We start from the raw sequence: 16,217 nt of genomic DNA, 5'->3' as shown, positions 1-16,217 counted from the left end.
TCCGGTGACTTCCGTGCCAGAGGACCGCTCGCCCGCGATCGGGGACGTGGACCGCAACGCGGCGGTGGAGCGCGTGCAAGCGGCGTACACCGGTGGCTACCTCTCCCACGACGAACTGGAGCAGCAACTGCACCAGGTCCTGGCCGCGAGGACCCGCCAGGATCTCGAGGTCGCCGTCGCCGCGCTCCCGGCCGAGCAGCCGGGCCGCTCGGCGACGATCGGCGCTTCGGCCGGCCGGATCGTACGGCGGGGTGTCTGGCGGGTGCCGCGGCACCTGAAGGTCGAATCCCTGCACGGGCGGGTGCGGCTGGATCTGTCGCAGGCGCAGTTCGAGCACGGGGACGTCGACATCGACCTGAACGTGCTGCACGGCGGCGTCAAGATCACGCTGCCCCGCGACGCGGTCGTCGACTTCGACGCGGTCCGCACCGAGTGGAAGGACACCCGCTACAAGCCGCCGAAGAACTCCACCGGCGACGGCCCGCGGGTGCGGATCACCGGCGTGATGGGCTTCGGCCGCCTCAAGATCCGGCACGCCCGCCGCTAGAGCGGTTGGCGATGAAGCGGGCTTTCTTCTGACGATTGCCGCATGTGTTCATGTCGCACCATTTGCGCGTGCGGCTCTGGCTGGTGTCGAAGAAGGTGGCTCGGCAGGTCGGTGACGCGCACAAGGCCAACCTGCCGTCTCGTTCGCCCGCGATGATGCTGATCGCGTCGGCGGCGATCACGCTCAGGGCATCTTCCACGCTGGAAGCCGAGCGAAGGTGCCATCGCCGCCGGCCCTCGGGGGTCAGGACAGCCGCGGCCCGGCCTTGAAGGCTGCGGTCATTGATGACTTGGACAGCAGCTGCGGGGAGGGTGTCCTGAGTCGCAGCTGCGGTCGCGGCGGCGTGAATCGACTCCCGCAGTTCCCGAGCGAGGTCGAGCTGGGCAGTGGTGCACGAGTCAACGGCGAGCCCGCTCACTGTCAGCCAGTCGACGAGCCGCTGCGGTGTCGGGATGCGCTCCACCGCGTTGCCGTGACGCTCCGACAGAGTCCCCGTGAAGCTGGTCGCCAGCACGCTACCGAGGCGGAAGTCGGGGAAGCCATCACGCATGGAACCACCTTAGCCGGTTGCGCGCCGATCTCGGGCATGACATGGTGGAACCGTCTTAGCCGGTTCCACGACGATGGCCAGGAGGTCTCATGCCCCTGCTCACCAGCGACGTACAAGCATTCGACGCCCACGCATCTGACGCCGATCTCGACGATCTGCGCGCGCGACTGGCCGCGGCCCGACTACCGGAGGCTGAGACGGTCTACGGCGCCGCGCCCGGCCCGGGCCGATGGGAACAGGGCGTTCCGCTCGCCGATCTCGTCGAGCTCGTGAACTACTGGCGTACCGGGTATAACTGGCGGTCTTTCGAGGAGCGCCTTCATCGGATCGGTCAGTTCCGTACGACCATTGACGGTCTGGGAATCCACTTCCTGCACCGGCGGTCCGCGCGCGCCGATGCCACTCCGCTGATCCTGACGCACGGCTGGCCGGACAGCATTGCTCGGTTCATCGACGTAGTGGAGGAGCTGGCGGATCCGAAAGCTGCCGACGCGCCGGCGTTCCACGTCGTGGTTCCGTCGCTGCCAGGTTTTGGTTACAGCGACAAGCCGGCCGCCACCGGGTGGGGAACCGAAAAGATCGCGGCCGCCTGGGTGGAATTGATGGGAAGGCTGGGGTACGGCAAGTTCCTGGCCCACGGCGGCGACTGGGGAGGCAATATCACCACGGTTCTCGGCGGCAGGTTCCCGGCGCACGTTATCGGTATCCATACGACGTTCGCGGAGGCGCCGCCCGGGATGGCCACCGACGGGCTGACGGCGATCGAGCGCGCATGGACCGTGGAAACCCACGACTTCTGGCGCCACCGCGCGGCGTACGCGAAGCAGCAGGCGACCCGGCCGCAGACCATCGGCTACTCACTCGTCGACTCACCCGTCGGGCTGCTGGCCTGGATCCTCGACAAGTTCGCCGAGTGGTCAGATACCGAAGACAGCCCGTTCGAGAGGATTTCCAGAGACCGCGTTCTCGACGACGTCACGCTGTACTGGCTGACACGCACCGGTGCCTCAGCGGCCCGCATCTACTACGAAAGCCACAACTCGCTGGACCCCGAACTCCGGGTCGACGTCCCGTCGGCACTCACCATGTATCCCCGCGACGTCGAGAAATGTCCGCGCCCCTGGGCGCAGGAGCGGTACCGGCAGATCGTCCGCTGGAGGACGCCCGAAATCGGGGGACATTTCCCAGCACTGGAGGTTCCCGAGTATTTCGTCGAGGATCTGCGAGAAGGCATCGCGGCAGTGCTCGCCGCTACTCGGTGAACTAGAGCGCGGCTGAGATGGTTTCGGTGTACGTCGGGGTGCTCGCCAGGTACGCCGCTTCGACGAAGACCGTGTTGTCCTGGCACGTCATCGGAGTGAGCGCGATGCCAGGCTTGGCGTCGTACAGCCGTTGCGGGGCGGAGAGACCGGAGCGCCATCGGTTGATCTGGTAGGTCTCCTCGGCGCCCGCACCGACCGTCCGGGTCTCCCACAGGATCCAGTTGCCGCAGGCAAGAATCGTGTCGGTGACGACGGTGCCGAGCGGGCGGGTGGGGGAGTCGCCGGACTCTCGGACGTACGCCTTGCTCTGGTACTGGTCCGGGTCCGAGGCGGCGACCTCCGACCAGATCGTCGCGCCGTGCAGCGTCGCGCCGCTCCACTGGATGCAGTTGGTTGCTGCGGGCACCGGTTGGGCGGCGCCTCCGGACAGGGGAGCGGTGCGGATCCGCTTGCAGCGGCGCGCGGTCTCCGGTGCGATGATCTCGCTGAACGTCACCGTGTCGGCGGACACCACGGGGTCGGCCACGTAGCCCGGGGCCGCGACGCAGGTGACGGTCCGGGACTTGAGCGTCGCGAGGTCGGCGACGATCAGGCAGGAACGGTTCTTCGCGTCGGTGGAGCTGTAGGCGAAGGTGCCGTCGTACGCGCCGATCTCCGGCTCGGAGACGGGCGGGATCGCGGTCGGAGGGGTGCCCTTGCCGGTCGTGAGGTCGTAGCGGAGCACTTTGATCTGCGGGTCGGGGCCGTCGGAGCGGATGTCCTCGATCAGCGCCCAGCGGTCGTCGATGACGACGGGGGACTGGGCGACGAAGCCGCTCGCGGGTATGTGCCGTACGACGACCTTCTTGCTGGTGCGGTCCGTGATGGTCGTCGTACCGGCCTCGTCGCTGCCGCGGGTCACGACGTACTTGCGTTGCTGGGTGACGAGGTGCTGCCCGTCGACCGGTTGCCGCAGCACGTTCGCCCACGCGGGCAGCGCAGTACCGCTGTCCGACGGCCGCGTCGGCGTCGGGCTGCTGCTCGGTGACGGTGTGGTGCTGGGTGCGGGGGTTGTGCTCGGTGACGGGCTGCTCTCCGGGGTGTTGGAGGAGCAGCCCGCCACGGTCAGGAGCAGAAGAGTGCCAACGGCAACCGTACGACGACGCATTTACAGCCCGATGTTCTTGAAGGAGTTGGCCAGGGTGGCGTTGAACAGGGCGCTCGCGGGGATGTTCTTCGGGCCGTCGGTGACGTTGCCGCGGCTGTTGAAGCGGCGCTCGTTGAACACCTCGAAGATCGCGATCGTGCCCTTCGCCTTGTCGTAGCCGCGGCCGACCTGGTAGTGCCCGCTGTGATTGAAGGCGAGGTACGGGAAGTAGCGCTTGAGCAGTTGCACGTGCTCGATCACCGGGGCCTTGTACACGCCGAGGTGCTTCTGGTGCACGGTGAAGAAGGTCTGCGCGTTCCAGTTCGCGACGTTCTGCACGATGTACGTGCCGGCGGTCTTGGGCCAGGCGGTCTTCAGGTTCGTCTGCTTCACCATCGCGGAGATCGCCGTACCGGAGCTCGTCGAGCCGAGGTCCTTGGCCCAGGACGCCTGGGTGTCCTTCTGGTTGTCGTCGGCCCAGTCGATCGACTGGAACGTCGCCGGACCACACCAGTACCCCTTCTCCTGCGAGGTCTGGAACCCCTTCATGATGTACGCCGAAGCGGGTGCCGCGACCGGCGCCACCGGGGTCGACGGCACCGGCGTCGACGGGCCCACGGTCGGAGCAGTCCTGGTCGGCACCGGAGTCGGCTCGACAGTCGGAGTCGGCTCTGGTGTGGAGTCCGGCGTGGATGCCGGTGTGGGCTCGGGGTTGGGTGGTGGGGTGTCGCTTTCGGCGAGTTCGCGGAGTTCGCGGGCCTTCTCGCGGCCGTTCCAGGCGGCTTGCATCTCGTCGAGTTCCGCGGTGACGCGCCGGCTCTTCGGCATGGCGGCGCGCTGGGCGACGAACGCGGCCGGCGTGAGATCACCGGTCGGAATGTCCTGCTCGGCGCTCACGTCGTCCGAGGCGCGGAGGTTCGGCTCGGCCATCAGGGCGTGCCGTTGGGCGCCGGTCGGCACCTGGCTGACGAAGCCGAGGCCGAGGCAGTAGTTCTCGGTGTCGAGCTTGAAGCACCGAAGCATCGAGGCAGCCTGCGCCGAGGTATCAGCCGACCTGAGCTGCACATCACCCGGCGAGCTCTCGGTGACCTGCTTCACCACCTGACTCCACGACCGCGCAGGAGCCTCCCTGGGCCCGCCAGAGGTCGGCGCAGTAGTGGGCGGCGCGGTGGGTGGCGGCGCGGCGGGACCGGCGGGCTCGCGCGGTTCGTAGGCCTGGGCGGTGAGGGGTGCCTGAGCGAGCAGTGCACCCAGGAGGATCAGAGTTGCCCCCCGTGCTGCTGTGAGCATTGGGTCTCCCGAGTGGCGTGTGACGACAGTGACTGAGGGTACGCCTGGGACCACAGTACGTGCTTGTGGCAACAAACGGGAGGGGCCTCCCGCCGGGAATCCATCAGGCGGGCCAACTAGACTTACCCGGTCCAGGTCCGTGGAGTGCTGTGGAGAGTCTGTGTCGGTCCAACCCATCCGCCTGTTCGGCGACCCCGTGCTGATCACCAAGGCCGACCCGGTCGTCGACTTCGACGCCGAGTTGCGCCGCCTGGTCGCGGACCTCACCGACACCATGCAGGACGCGCCCGGATCGGGCCTCGCCGCGCCGCAGATCGGCGTCGGCCTGCGAGTCTTCACCTACCACGTCGAGGGCGAGCTCGGGCACCTGATCAACCCGGAGCTGACGCTGTCGCCCGAGGAGCAGTTCGGCCCCGAGGGCTGTCTGTCGATCCCGGGCCTGACCTTCGACTGCCGCCGCGCCCAATCGGTGATCGCCAAGGGCTTCAACATGTACGGCGACCCGGTGGTGATCGAGGGATCGGACCTGCTCGCCCGCTGCATCCAGCACGAGACCGACCACCTGGACGGCATCCTGTTCGTGGACCGGCTGGACCGCGAGACCCGCAAGCAGGCGATGAAGGCGATCCGCGAGTCCGACTGGTCCGGCCTGAACGGCCCGCCGCAGATCAAGGTCTCGCCGCACCCGACGAACGGATTCGGACTGTGAGAGTCGTCTTCGCCGGTACGCCGGAACCCGCTGTCACCGCGCTCGAGGCGATCGTTGCCAGCCGCCACGAACTGGTCGGGGTCGTGACCCGCCCGGATGCGCCCGCCGGTCGCGGCCGCAAGCTCGTGGCGTCGCCGGTCGCGCAGTACGCCGAGGAGCTCGGCGGGATCGAGATCCTGAAGCCGGTCAAGCCGAGCGACCCCGAGTTCCTGGCCCGGCTGCGGGAGATCGCACCGGACTGCTGCCCGGTCGTCGCGTACGGCGGGCTGCTGCCGCAGGCGGCGCTCGACATCCCGCAGCACGGCTGGATCAACCTGCACTTCTCGGTGCTGCCCGCCTGGCGCGGGGCCGCGCCGGTGCAGCACTCGATCATCGCGGGTGACGACGTGGCCGGGGCGAGCACGTTCCGCATCGTGAAGGCGCTCGACGCCGGCCCGGTGTACGGCGTACTCACCGAACCGATCGGTCCCGAGGACACGTCCGGTGACCTGCTGCAGCGGCTGGCGGTGTCGGGCTCGAAGCTGCTCGTCGACACGCTCGACGGCATCGAGGCCGGCGTACTGGAAGCTCGCGAGCAGCCGGCCGACGGGGTGACGCTGGCACCGAAGCTCACGGTCGAGGACGCCGAGCTGGACCTGAACGCGCCGGCGCAGCGCGTCGATCGGCTGGTGCGTGGGTGCAACCCGGCGCCCGGGGCATGGACGATGTTCCGTGGCGAGCGGCTGAAGATCCTCGCCGTACGGCTGACCGACGACGAGCTGAAGCCCGGCGAGCTGCAGGCGACCAAGTCGAGTGTGAAGGCCGGCACCGGTAGCAAGGCGATCGAACTCGTGACGGTCCAACCGCAGGGCAAGAAGCCGATGGCAGCGGCCGACTGGGCCCGCGGCGTCCGGCTCACCGATGCGGACATGCTCGGGTGAGTGATCGGAACGCACGCAATCGGGCGCCGCAGCGGCGCCCGGATCCGGTACGGCGGGTTGCGTACCAGGTCGTCCGGCAGGTCACCGCTGAGGGCGGCTACGCGAACCTCGCGCTCAACAAGGCCCTCCGTGACGCGCGACTCGGAGGCCGTGATGCCGCGTTCTGCACTGAGCTGGTGCACGGCACGCTGCGCTGGCAGGGCACGTACGACGCGTTCCTGGCGCGGTGCGTCTCGCGTCCACTCCCGGACCTCGACCCCGAACTCCTGGACGTACTCCGACTCGGTGCCCACCAGCTGCTCAACATGCGGGTGGACTCGTACGCCGCCGTGGACGAGATGGTCACGCTCACCCGGTCCGAGCTCGGTCAGAAGCGCACCGGCCTGGTGAACGCCGTACTCCGCAAGATCAATCAGCGCTCGCTGGACCAGTGGATCTCGACCACCGCGCCGCGACCCAACGAGGATCTCCTGGGCTACCTCGGGATCGCCGAAGCCCATCCGCGCTGGGTGATCGAGGCGTTCGATCGAGCGCTCGCAGGCGGATCGACCCGCGAGCACGCGTCGGGGGAGCGGGCCGTGTCCGCCCCCGGCCTGGAGGATCTGCTTGTCGCGGACAACGAGCCGCCGCGCGTGACGCTCGTTGCTCGGCCGGGGTTGGCTGACGTGGACGAGCTGGTCGACGCCGGTGCGGTCCCGGCGCGCTGGTCGCCGTACGGCGCGGTTCTCGACGGCGGTGGGGATCCTGGTCGTATCGGAGCGGTCGCGACCGGGCGGGCCGGCGTACAGGACGAAGGTTCGCAGCTGGTCGCGATCGCGCTGGCGTCGGCGAAGGTCGACGGCGACGACGCGAACTGGCTCGACCTGTGTGCGGGACCAGGCGGCAAGTCAGCACTCCTGGCCGCGCTCATGGAGGACGGTCAGCTGACTGCTGTGGAGCCGCTGAAGCACCGCGCGGAGCTCGTGCGCCAGAATCTGCGGGCGATCCCCGGCAACCACAAGGTGCTCGTCGGCGACGGGACGAAGCCGACCTGGCCAGAGGGTTCGTTCGACCGCGTGCTGGCCGACGTACCGTGCAGTGGTCTGGGTGCGCTGCGCCGCCGTCCGGAAGCCCGCTGGCGCCGTACGCCGGAAGACGTCGAGGAGCTGCGCCCCCTCCAGGAGGCGCTGCTCGACTCGGCGATCACCTCGGCCCGGCCGGGCGGAGTGGTCGCGTACGTCACGTGCTCGCCGCACCCCGACGAGACCCGGGCGGTAGTCGACGCGGTCCTGGGGCGCCGCGACGACGCGACTCTCGAGGACGCGCGGGCGCTGTTCCCCGGCGTACCGGAGCTGGGTGACGGACCCGATGTCCAGCTCTGGCCGCACCTGCACGGCACCGACGCGATGTACCTGGCACTGATCCGCCGGTCATGATCCGGACCTGCTGTCAGGTGCTACCAGTCGAACGGTCATGATAGAGGGGTGACAACGACAGCCATCCGTCCCGCTTCTTCGACCCGGCGGCACCACGTCGTGGGGCTTGCTTCGGCCTTCGGGATCGGGATGCTGGTAGCGGTCCAGTCACGCTTGAACGGCGAGCTCGGCGGGATTCTCGGCGACGGGATCCCGGCGGCGCTGATCTCGTTCGGCTCCGGCCTGCTGATCCTTTTGGTCGCGGCCGCGGTGGTGCGTCCGGTACGCCGCGGACTGGTCAAGGTCTGGCGCACGATCCGGCGGCCGATGCGTGGGTACGGCGGTTTGCGCTGGTGGCAGTGTCTCGGCGGACTCGCGGGCGCGTTTCTGGTCGCAACGCAGTCGATCACCGTGTCCGTGATCGGTGTCGCGGTGTTCCTGGTGGCGGGCGTGGCTGGGCAGGCGATCAGCAGCCTGGTCGTCGACCGCCTCGGATTCGGCCCGGCCGGTCCGCAGCCGCTCACCGCCGTACGGATCGTCGGTGCACTGATCGCGCTGGTCGCGGTCGGGCTGGCCGTGTCGGAGCAGCTGAGTCACCCCGACGGTCTGATGCTGGCGATCCTGCCCGCGCTTGGCGGCGTCGGCACCGCGGTGCAGCAGGCCATCAACGGGCGGGTGGCGCGGGCCGCCTCGTCGGATGCGTACGGCGCGGTCGCGGCCGGCGTGGTGAACTTCCTCGTCGGATTCGTCGCTCTGCTGATCGTGTTCGCTGTCGACCTCTCGCTCCGCGGTGCGCCACGACACCTGCCGAGCGAGCCCTGGCTGTACCTCGGCGGCGCGTGCGGCGTCATCTTCATCAGTGCCGCGGCCGCCGTGGTCCGAGTGGTCGGCGTCTTCGTGCTCGGCCTCGGCACGATCGCAGGCCAACTGATCGCGAGCCTGTTCGTCGACATCTTCCTGCCGGTCGCCGACAAGCCGATCACGGCACCGGTCGTCGCCGGCACCCTGCTCGCACTGGTTGCCGTGGTGGTCGCCGCCGTACCCAACCTCCGGCACGCTGCCTAGGTGATGGCAGGTGCCTCCGCGACGACGACCGGCTTGCGGCGGAGGTTTCGGAGGACGCCCTGGGAGACGGCCACGCCCAGCAGGACGACGAGACCGCCGACGGGCTGGTACCAGGTGAGGTGTTCCTGCAGGACCAGTACGCCGACGATGATCGAGAAGATCGGCATCAGGTACGTGACCATCGACGAGCGGCTGGCGCCGATCAGGCGGATGTTGCGCATGTTGAGCACGAACGCGAGCCCGCTGCCGAGCGCGCCGAGGGCGAGAACGCTCAGCACGGTCTTGGCCGACAGCGACCACGGCGCCGGGGGAGCCTGCCCGGTGACCAGGGGAGCGACGACGGCCAGCTGGACCGTTGCGCACAGCAACAAACTGGTCGACAACGCCGTGCCGGACAACGTCGTCCCGGCCAGGAACCGTTTCTGGTAAGGGATCGCGAGCCCGTAGAAGACCGCGGCCAGCATGCACAGTCCTTGGCCGAGGAGGTCCGCCCCGGCATTCACCCGCCAGGCGCCGAGGACGACGAGCATGCCCACGAACCCGATCAGCAGCCCGACTCCGCGCTGCGCCGAGAACCTTTCGGTCCGGAAGATCAGCACCGCGATCGGCAGCACGACCAGTGGCGTGATCCCGTTCCAGATGCCCGCGAGCAGCGACGGGATCCGTTCCTCGCCGTACCCGAACAGCGTCCACGGGATCGCCGATCCGATCGCCCCGACGACGAACGAGTGCGCCCACAGCCGCGGGTCCCGCGGCAGTGCCTCGCGCTTCAGGGCGAGGATCGTGAGCAGTACGACGGATCCCGCGACCACCCGTCCGAGCGCGAGATAGAGCGGCGGCAACTCGCGGACGCCGACCGAGATGAACAGAAAGCTGCAGCCCCAGATCGCGGCGAGGGCCAGCATGACGGGGAGCCAGGCCCGGACCGGGGCGGGGCTGGAGGTGCTGTCAGGAGTCGTTACCGTGCTCACTCCTGACATCCTGCACTACTCCTCGGACAGTTCGCGCATTTTTATCCGCATTCGGGCAGGCGGTAGCGGCCGATGTCAGCAGCGAGAGAGGATGACGCGCATGAGTGCCTTCGATGTGGTCGCCGTCCGGAAGCAGTTCCCCGCGCTCGACGAGGGAGCAGCGCACTTCGACGGCCCCGGTGGTTCGCAGACCCCGCAAGCCGTCGCTGACGCGGTGGCACGGACCATGACCTCGGCGCTCGCCAACCGCGGCCGACTGACCGCCGCCGAGCGCCGCGCCGACGAGATCGTCGTCGGCGCCCGCCAGGCGATGGCCGACCTGCTCGGCACGACCGCGCGGGGGATCGTGTTCGGCCGCAGCATGACGCAGCTCACGTACGACTTCTCCCGCACCCTCGCCAAGACCTGGTCCGCGGGCGACGAGGTGATCGTCAGCCGTCTCGACCACGACGCGAACGTCCGTCCGTGGGTCCAGGCGGCCGAGGCCGCCGGCGCCACGGTCAAGTGGCTCGGCTTCGATCCGGAGACCTCCGAGCTGGACGACATCGCCCCGCTGCTCACCGACCGCACCCGCCTCGTCGCGGTCACCGCCGCGTCCAACCTCCTGGGCACGCGCCCCGACACGCAGAAGATCGCCGACCAGGTGCACGAGGCCGGAGCGCTGATCTACGTCGACGGCGTCCACCTCACCGCACACGCGCCGGTCGACGCCCGGTACGCCGATTTCTACGTCTGCTCGCCGTACAAGTTCTTCGGTCCGCATCTCGGCGTGCTGACCGCGGCGCCCGAGTTGCTGGAGACGCTGAAGCCCGACAAGCTCCTGCCGTCGACGGACGTCGTACCGGAGCGCTTCGAGTTCGGGACGCTGCCGTACGAGCTGCTCGCCGGCACGACCGCTGCCGTCGACTTCATCGCCGGTCTCGCGGGGACCGGCGGCACCCGGCGTGAGCGCCTCACCAGCTCCCTCAACAGCGTCGAAGTGCACGAGGATGCCCTCCGCGACGACCTCGAAGCCCGCCTGCAGGCGATCCCCGGCGTCACCCTGTACGGCCACGCCGCGAACCGCACGCCGACCCTGCTCTTCACCCTCGACGGTCACACCCCGGCCGCGGTCTCCGAGCGCCTAGCGAAGGCGGGTGTGAACGCCCCGGCTGGTTCGTTCTACGCGTACGAGCCCGCCCGCCAACTCGGCCTCGGCCCGACCGGCGCGATCCGCGCCGGTCTCGCGCCGTACACGGACCAGTCGGACGTGGACCGTCTCGTGGCCGCGGTCTCCACCTTGACCGGCCCGAGAGGCACTAACTAAAGTCTCTGGGGAAATTAACCCCGAGGGAGCCGAGTGAGAGAACCGAGCGCTGTTTTCGTCCAGGTGGATCCTTCGCGGGAGTTGGTCGTCCCGGCCCGCGCCGGCGCCGAGATCAGCTGGAACGACGGGACCGTCGAGGTCACGGCGGAGCGGATCTCCCGGGTCGCGCTCCGGTGGTCGGAGAAGCTGCCGAGCGACGCGCTGATCCTCGGGGACGCCTGGGAGCGTTCGTACGGCGACCTGCAGTGGCGTCACCAGCAACCTGAGCGCCTGCTGCCGTGGTACTTCCTCGCCCACTCGGGAGCAGGCACGTTCGGCATGGGCGTCGACGTGCAGCCGAACGCGTTCTGCGCGTGGACCGTCGACGGTGACGGGTTCACCCTCTGGCTCGACCTGCGCAACGGCGGCGGTCCGGCGCTTTTGGACGGTCGTACGCTGACGGCAGCAGTCGTGCGACGATTCGAGGACGCCGGCACACCCTGGCAGACGCTGCACGCAGCAGTCGCCTCCATGAGCACCCGACTACCGGCGCGACCTGAGCCCGCGCCGGTGGTCGGGGCCAACAACTGGTACTACGCGTACGGCGAGAACTTCGACGAGAAGGCCGTCCTGAAGGACGCCTCGACGATCGTCGAGCTCGCCGACGGGCACCCGGTGAAGCCCTTCAGCGTCGTCGACGACGGCTGGTACCCGGGCGGCATCGCCTCCGGCGGCCCCTGGGACCGCGGTACGCCGGGAGTCTTCGACGACATGGCCGGTACGGCGGCCGCGATCAAGGAGATCGGTGCGCGACCGGGCCTGTGGTTCCGCCCGCTCCTCGTCCGCGAGCCGTCGACGCTGGCCTCGAAGGGCCCGCACGACAAGCCGGGCCGAGCGCTGGATCCGTCGTACCCGGAGGTCCTGGACGGCGTGCGCGCCGACCTGCAGCGGTTCAAGGACTGGGGTTTCGAGCTGGTCAAGCACGACTTCAGCACGTACGACGTGTTCGGCGCGTTCGGCCCCGCGATGGGGGCTCGGCTGACGCGCGACGGCTGGCAGTTCCACGACCCGTCGCGGACCACGGCCGAGATCATCCTCGCGTTCTACCGGGAGATCCGGGCGGCCGCGGACGACGTCGTACTGATCGGCTGCAACACCGTCGGCCATCTCGCCGCCGGGCTCGTCGACGTCCAGCGGACCGGCGACGACACGTCCGGCCGGGACTGGGAGCGGACCCGGAAGATGGGTGTCAACACGCTCGCGTTCCGGCTCCCGCAGCACAACCGGCTCTTCACGGTCGACGCGGACTGCATCCCCTGTACACCGCAGACGCCGTGGGAGCTGAACGAACGGTTCCTCGACCTGGTCGCGCGCTCCGGTACGGCGTTGTTCCTGTCGATCGATCCGGCCGCCCGGACGGAGCGCACGGACCGCGCTCTGCGTGACGGTATACGGTTGGCGCTCGATGGCGGTGCGGTGAGTGATTCAGGGATCGAGCCGGCCGACTGGCTCGTCAACACCACGCCGAACGTGTGGCGGACGGGCGACGACACCATTCGCTACGACTGGTCGCAACCGTGGGGTGCGGATCCAATTGGTTAGACGGGGGACGAACCTCGATCGCGTCGGGGGATTCAACGATGCCGTTGTGCTGGACGCGATCCGCCGCAGCGAGCAACTCAGCCGCGTCGAGCTGGCCGAGGCGACCGGCCTGTCCGGTCAGGCGATCTCCAACATCGTGCGCCGCCTCCTCGACGCCGGCCTGGTCCGCGAAGCCGGACGGCTGCGCGGCGCCGGCCTCGGGAAACCACGGACGCTGCTCGAGCTCGAACCCACCGGTCAGTACGCCGTCGGCGTCCATCTCGATCCCTCCGTCGTCACCGTCGTGCTGCTCGATCTCACCGGTGAGGTGGTCGCGCGGCGGCCGGTCGACCAGTACGCCGACGACCCCGGCGTACTCATCGACGGCATCGCGAAGACGATCGAGGAAGTGATCGCCGCGTCCGGCGCACCGCGCGACCGGGTCAGCGGCGTCGGGATCGCCGCGCCCGGACCGATCGACGTCGAGCGCGGTGTGGTCGTCGACCCGCCGAACCTCTCGACCTGGCACCTCGTCCCGCTCCGCGACGCGTTGAGCGAACGGACCGGGCTGCCGATCGTCCTGGACAAGGACGTGACCGCGGCTGCGTCCGCCGAGAAATGGGCCGGCCACGGCGGCAGTTTTGTCTTCTTCTACCTCGGCACGGGTGTCGGCGCCGGGTTGGTGATCGGTGACGAGGTCGTCCGCGGGTCGTCGAGCAACGTCGGCGAGATCGGTCACGTGATCGTCGATCCCGACGGGCCGCTCTGCTTCTGCGGGCGGCGTGGTTGTGTCGGTGAGGCCAGCCAGCCCAGATACCTGGTGGAGCAGGCGGTCCAGGCCGGCGTACTTGCCGAAGGCATCGACCTGGACGATCGGCACGCGGTGGACGCCGCCTTCGCCCGGCTGTGCGCGCTGGCCGTCGACGGTTCCGGCGCCGCGCAGAAGATCGTCACCACGCTCGCGGAGCGGATCGCCAAGGTGGTCGAGGACATCGCGAACCTGCTCGACCTGGAGCGCGTGGTCTTCGGAGGTCCGCACTGGGAGCAGCTCGCCCCGGTTCTGCACGACCGCGTGCGCACCGCGCTGGAAGGACGCTTCCTGCTGGCGGCGGTGCACCCGTTCGACGTCACGGGTACGGCGCTCGGTGCCGACGTCGGCGCGATCGGCGCCGCGAGCCTGGTCCTCGACCGGACCTTCTCGCCCAACCCCTCACTCGCCCCCGCTCTTGCCGCTGAAAGGTAGATGTTTTGATGATCGACCCCGAGGTCCTCGCCCGCGCCACTGCGGCCGTCCGGGAGGCCACCGGTGACGACGTGATCGCGGAGATGTTCGAGCGCTCGATGGCCGGCAACCTGCCGGCCGTCGCCGAGCGCCTGCCGGACGGTACGACGTTCGTGCTGACCGGCGACATCCCGGCGATGTGGTTGCGTGACTCGGCCGCGCAGCTCCGCCCGTACCTGCTGCTGTGCAAGGACGATCCTGGCCTGCAGGACGTGCTGATCGGCGTGCTGCACCGGCAGCTCGAGTACGTCGTCCTGGACCCGTACGCGAACGCCTTCAACAAGGAGGCGAACGGCGCGGGGCACACCTCGGACGAGACCGAGATGTCGCCGTGGGTGTGGGAGCGCAAGTACGAGATCGACTCGCTGTGCTTCCCGCTCGAGCTGGCGTACCGGCTGTGGCGGATCACGGGCCGCGCGGACGTGATCGACCACCGGTTCCGGGCCGCCGCGGAGGCGATCGTCGAGCTGTGGACCGTGGAGCAGGACCATGAGGCACGTTCGCCGTACCGCTTCCAGCGACACGACGACCGCCCCTCGGACACGCTCGTCCGCGAGGGACGAGGGCGCCTGACCCGGCCGACCGGGATGTCGTGGAGCGCCTTCCGGCCGAGTGACGACGCCACGGAGCTGGGCTTCAACGTGCCCGGCAACATGTTCGCGTCGGTGGTGCTCGGGTACCTGCAGGAGATCGCGACCGAGGTACTGCGGGACGAGCCGCTGGCCGACCGCGCGAAGGAGTTGAAGGCCGAGATCGACGAGGGTATCGCTTCCTTCGGCACGGTGGAGCATCCGGAGCACGGTCGCGTCTACGCCTACGAGGTGGACGGTCTCGGCGAGACGCTGCTGATGGACGACGCCAACATGCCGAGCCTGCTGTCGATCCCGCTGACCGGGTACGCCGCCCCGGACGACCCGACGTACCTCGCGACGCGTTCCTTACTGCTCAGCCCGGAGAACCCGTACTACTACAGCGGAACCGCGGCCGCGGGCATCGGCAGCCCGCACACCCCGCCGCGCTACATCTGGCACATCGCCCTTGCTGTGCAGGGGATTTCGAGCACGTCGGCGGAGGAACGCCAACAGTTGCTGGAGCTCCTCCGCGACACCACCGGCGGCACCGGCCAGATGCACGAGGGCTTCGACGTCGACGACCCCCGCAACTTCACCCGCGAATGGTTCTCCTGGGCCAACGCCATGTTCTGCGAACTAGCCCTGATCCACGCCGGCATCAGGTGATAGTCGGCCAAACTTGAGCGGACCCCCACGACACCGGAACCGGTGACGTGCGCTCACCTGTAAGCGCGTGCTCCCGCCGAAGCTGCAGCTCGACAGTACGTATACATCTACTACCCGCCACCTCGCACCGGGCGCCGGGCTGGATCACCGGCCAGTGGACGTATACGTACTGTCGCCCTGCACAATCTCCGGAGCACAGGCGGCACTAGGCCAAGCCGCCGTTGCTCTTGAGTAGTTGGCCGTTGATCCACTGACCGCGCTCGGAGCAGAGGAACTCGATCAGGTTGGCGGTGTCTGCCGGTGTGCCGAGTCGTCCGAGCGGAGTCTGCTGGACGCAGGCACCGCGGAGTTCGTCGGTCATCCAGCCGGTGTCGATCGGGCAGGGGTTGATCACGTTCGCCGTCAGGCCCAGATGGGACAGCTCCTGCGCAGCCGCCAGTGTGATGCGGTCCAGCGCTCCTTTGCTCGCGCCGTACGGCAGGTTGTGGACAGTGTGGTCGCTGGTCAGCGCGACGATCCGGCCAGTGCCGTGCGGACCTGCGAACCGCCGCGCGTATTCGCGGATCAGCAGCCAGGTGGCCCGTGCGTTGATCGCGAAGTGCCGGTCGAAGCTCTCGATCGTGGTGTCGAGGATGCTGGAGTCGACGGATTCACAGTGGCACATGACAAGGGCGGTTATGTTGCCGAGCTGTTCCTCGGCGGTGGCGAAGATCCGCTCGGGTGCGTCGGCGTCGACGAGATCGGCTTCGATCGGTACGGCGGTCGCGCCGAGCTCCGTGAGCTCCTTGGTGATCTCGCCCGTGGCTCCGGACTCGACGCCCCACCGCATGCGCTCGTCGTACGCCGTCCAGTAGGTGAACGCGATGTCCCAGCCGGCGCCGGCCAGGCGGCGGGCTATGCCGGCGCCGATGCCGACGGTACGACCGACGCCCGTGACGAGTGCGACTGGTCTTTCGACAGGACGAATCATGCCCGCGATCCTGCTGGAGAACAGCCC

Annotated in this window: 15 protein-coding genes; 10 read left to right on the top strand and 5 right to left on the bottom strand. The window is 69.0% G+C overall.

Going from position 1 to position 16,217, the window contains the following annotated elements; all coding sequences use genetic code 11:
- Nucleotides 1-4 precede the first annotated feature (4 nt).
- Nucleotides 5-547, top strand: coding sequence for a DUF1707 SHOCT-like domain-containing protein (locus EV137_RS33660; protein ID WP_134132159.1), 543 nt, complete (start codon nt 5-7; stop codon nt 545-547).
- On the opposite strand, the gene EV137_RS33655 is transcribed toward EV137_RS33660, so the two are convergent.
- On the bottom strand, nt 522-1,097 hold the full coding sequence (locus EV137_RS33655; protein ID WP_134132158.1) for a CGNR zinc finger domain-containing protein: 576 nt from the start codon (nt 1,095-1,097) through the stop codon (nt 522-524). The two genes, EV137_RS33660 and EV137_RS33655, sit on opposite strands and share 26 nt — an antisense overlap.
- Nucleotides 1,098-1,186: 89 nt before the next feature.
- Between EV137_RS33655 and EV137_RS33650 the strand changes: the two genes are divergently transcribed.
- Entirely contained in the window at nt 1,187-2,359 is a 1,173-nt protein-coding gene (locus tag EV137_RS33650) for an epoxide hydrolase family protein (protein WP_134132157.1), read from the top strand.
- Between the two features lies 1 nt (nt 2,360).
- Here EV137_RS33650 and EV137_RS33645 read toward each other — a convergent pair whose 3' ends face one another.
- Both EV137_RS33645 and EV137_RS33640 read right to left on the bottom strand, forming a co-directional pair.
- Entirely contained in the window at nt 2,361-3,506 is a 1,146-nt protein-coding gene (locus tag EV137_RS33645; RefSeq protein WP_238175739.1) for a hypothetical protein, read from the bottom strand.
- Complete coding sequence (locus EV137_RS33640; RefSeq protein WP_238175738.1) at nt 3,507-4,583, bottom strand: C39 family peptidase; 1,077 nt, start codon at nt 4,581-4,583, stop codon at nt 3,507-3,509.
- Nucleotides 4,584-4,935: 352 nt separating this feature from the next.
- On the opposite strand from EV137_RS33640, the gene def reads away from it, so the two are divergent.
- From def to EV137_RS33620, 4 genes are read left to right on the top strand one after another with little or no spacing between them, the layout of a single operon-like run.
- Complete coding sequence (def, locus tag EV137_RS33635) at nt 4,936-5,484, top strand: peptide deformylase (RefSeq protein ID WP_133790511.1); 549 nt, start codon at nt 4,936-4,938, stop codon at nt 5,482-5,484.
- A complete protein-coding gene (gene fmt / locus EV137_RS33630) occupies nt 5,481-6,404 on the top strand; it encodes a methionyl-tRNA formyltransferase (protein ID WP_134132155.1) in 924 nt (307 codons plus the stop codon). The genes def and fmt overlap by 4 nt, the downstream gene beginning before the upstream one ends.
- Nucleotides 6,401-7,819, top strand: coding sequence for an RsmB/NOP family class I SAM-dependent RNA methyltransferase (locus tag EV137_RS33625; protein WP_134132154.1), 1,419 nt, complete (start codon nt 6,401-6,403; stop codon nt 7,817-7,819). Before fmt ends, EV137_RS33625 begins: the two co-directional genes overlap by 4 nt.
- Before the next feature lie 48 nt (nt 7,820-7,867).
- Nucleotides 7,868-8,863 carry a DMT family transporter gene (locus EV137_RS33620; protein ID WP_134132153.1) on the top strand — a complete coding sequence of 332 codons (996 nt, stop codon included), beginning with the start codon at nt 7,868-7,870 and terminating at the stop codon, nt 8,861-8,863.
- Here the strand turns inward: EV137_RS33620 and EV137_RS33615 are convergent.
- Nucleotides 8,860-9,834: a DMT family transporter gene (locus EV137_RS33615; protein ID WP_202871265.1), complete on the bottom strand. Its 975-nt coding sequence runs from the start codon at nt 9,832-9,834 to the stop codon at nt 8,860-8,862. The two genes, EV137_RS33620 and EV137_RS33615, sit on opposite strands and share 4 nt — an antisense overlap.
- A gap of 100 nt (nt 9,835-9,934) precedes the next feature.
- On the opposite strand from EV137_RS33615, the gene EV137_RS33610 reads away from it, so the two are divergent.
- The 4 genes from EV137_RS33610 to EV137_RS33595 are packed head-to-tail and all read left to right on the top strand — an operon-like array spanning nt 9,935 to nt 15,220.
- A complete protein-coding gene (locus EV137_RS33610; RefSeq protein WP_134132152.1) occupies nt 9,935-11,140 on the top strand; it encodes a cysteine desulfurase-like protein in 1,206 nt (401 codons plus the stop codon).
- A gap of 33 nt (nt 11,141-11,173) precedes the next feature.
- Nucleotides 11,174-12,721, top strand: a complete 1,548-nt coding sequence (locus EV137_RS33605) for an alpha-amylase family protein (protein WP_134132151.1) — start codon at nt 11,174-11,176, stop codon at nt 12,719-12,721.
- A 46-nt stretch (nt 12,722-12,767) separates the two neighbouring features.
- On the top strand, nt 12,768-13,943 hold the full coding sequence (locus EV137_RS33600) for an ROK family transcriptional regulator (RefSeq protein ID WP_134132150.1): 1,176 nt from the start codon (nt 12,768-12,770) through the stop codon (nt 13,941-13,943).
- A gap of 8 nt (nt 13,944-13,951) precedes the next feature.
- Nucleotides 13,952-15,220, top strand: coding sequence for a glycoside hydrolase family 125 protein (locus EV137_RS33595; RefSeq protein ID WP_134132149.1), 1,269 nt, complete (start codon nt 13,952-13,954; stop codon nt 15,218-15,220).
- Nucleotides 15,221-15,425: 205 nt separating this feature from the next.
- On the opposite strand, the gene EV137_RS33590 is transcribed toward EV137_RS33595, so the two are convergent.
- Nucleotides 15,426-16,190, bottom strand: a complete 765-nt coding sequence (locus EV137_RS33590) for an SDR family oxidoreductase (protein WP_134132148.1) — start codon at nt 16,188-16,190, stop codon at nt 15,426-15,428.
- Nucleotides 16,191-16,217: the final 27 nt, after the last annotated feature.

The sequence above is a fragment of the Kribbella pratensis genome, assembly GCF_004366075.1.
Taxonomy (GTDB): domain Bacteria; phylum Actinomycetota; class Actinomycetes; order Propionibacteriales; family Kribbellaceae; genus Kribbella; species Kribbella pratensis.
The sequence above is the reverse complement of the archived record's forward strand: the minus strand, read 5'-3'. Positions and strand labels throughout refer to the sequence as shown.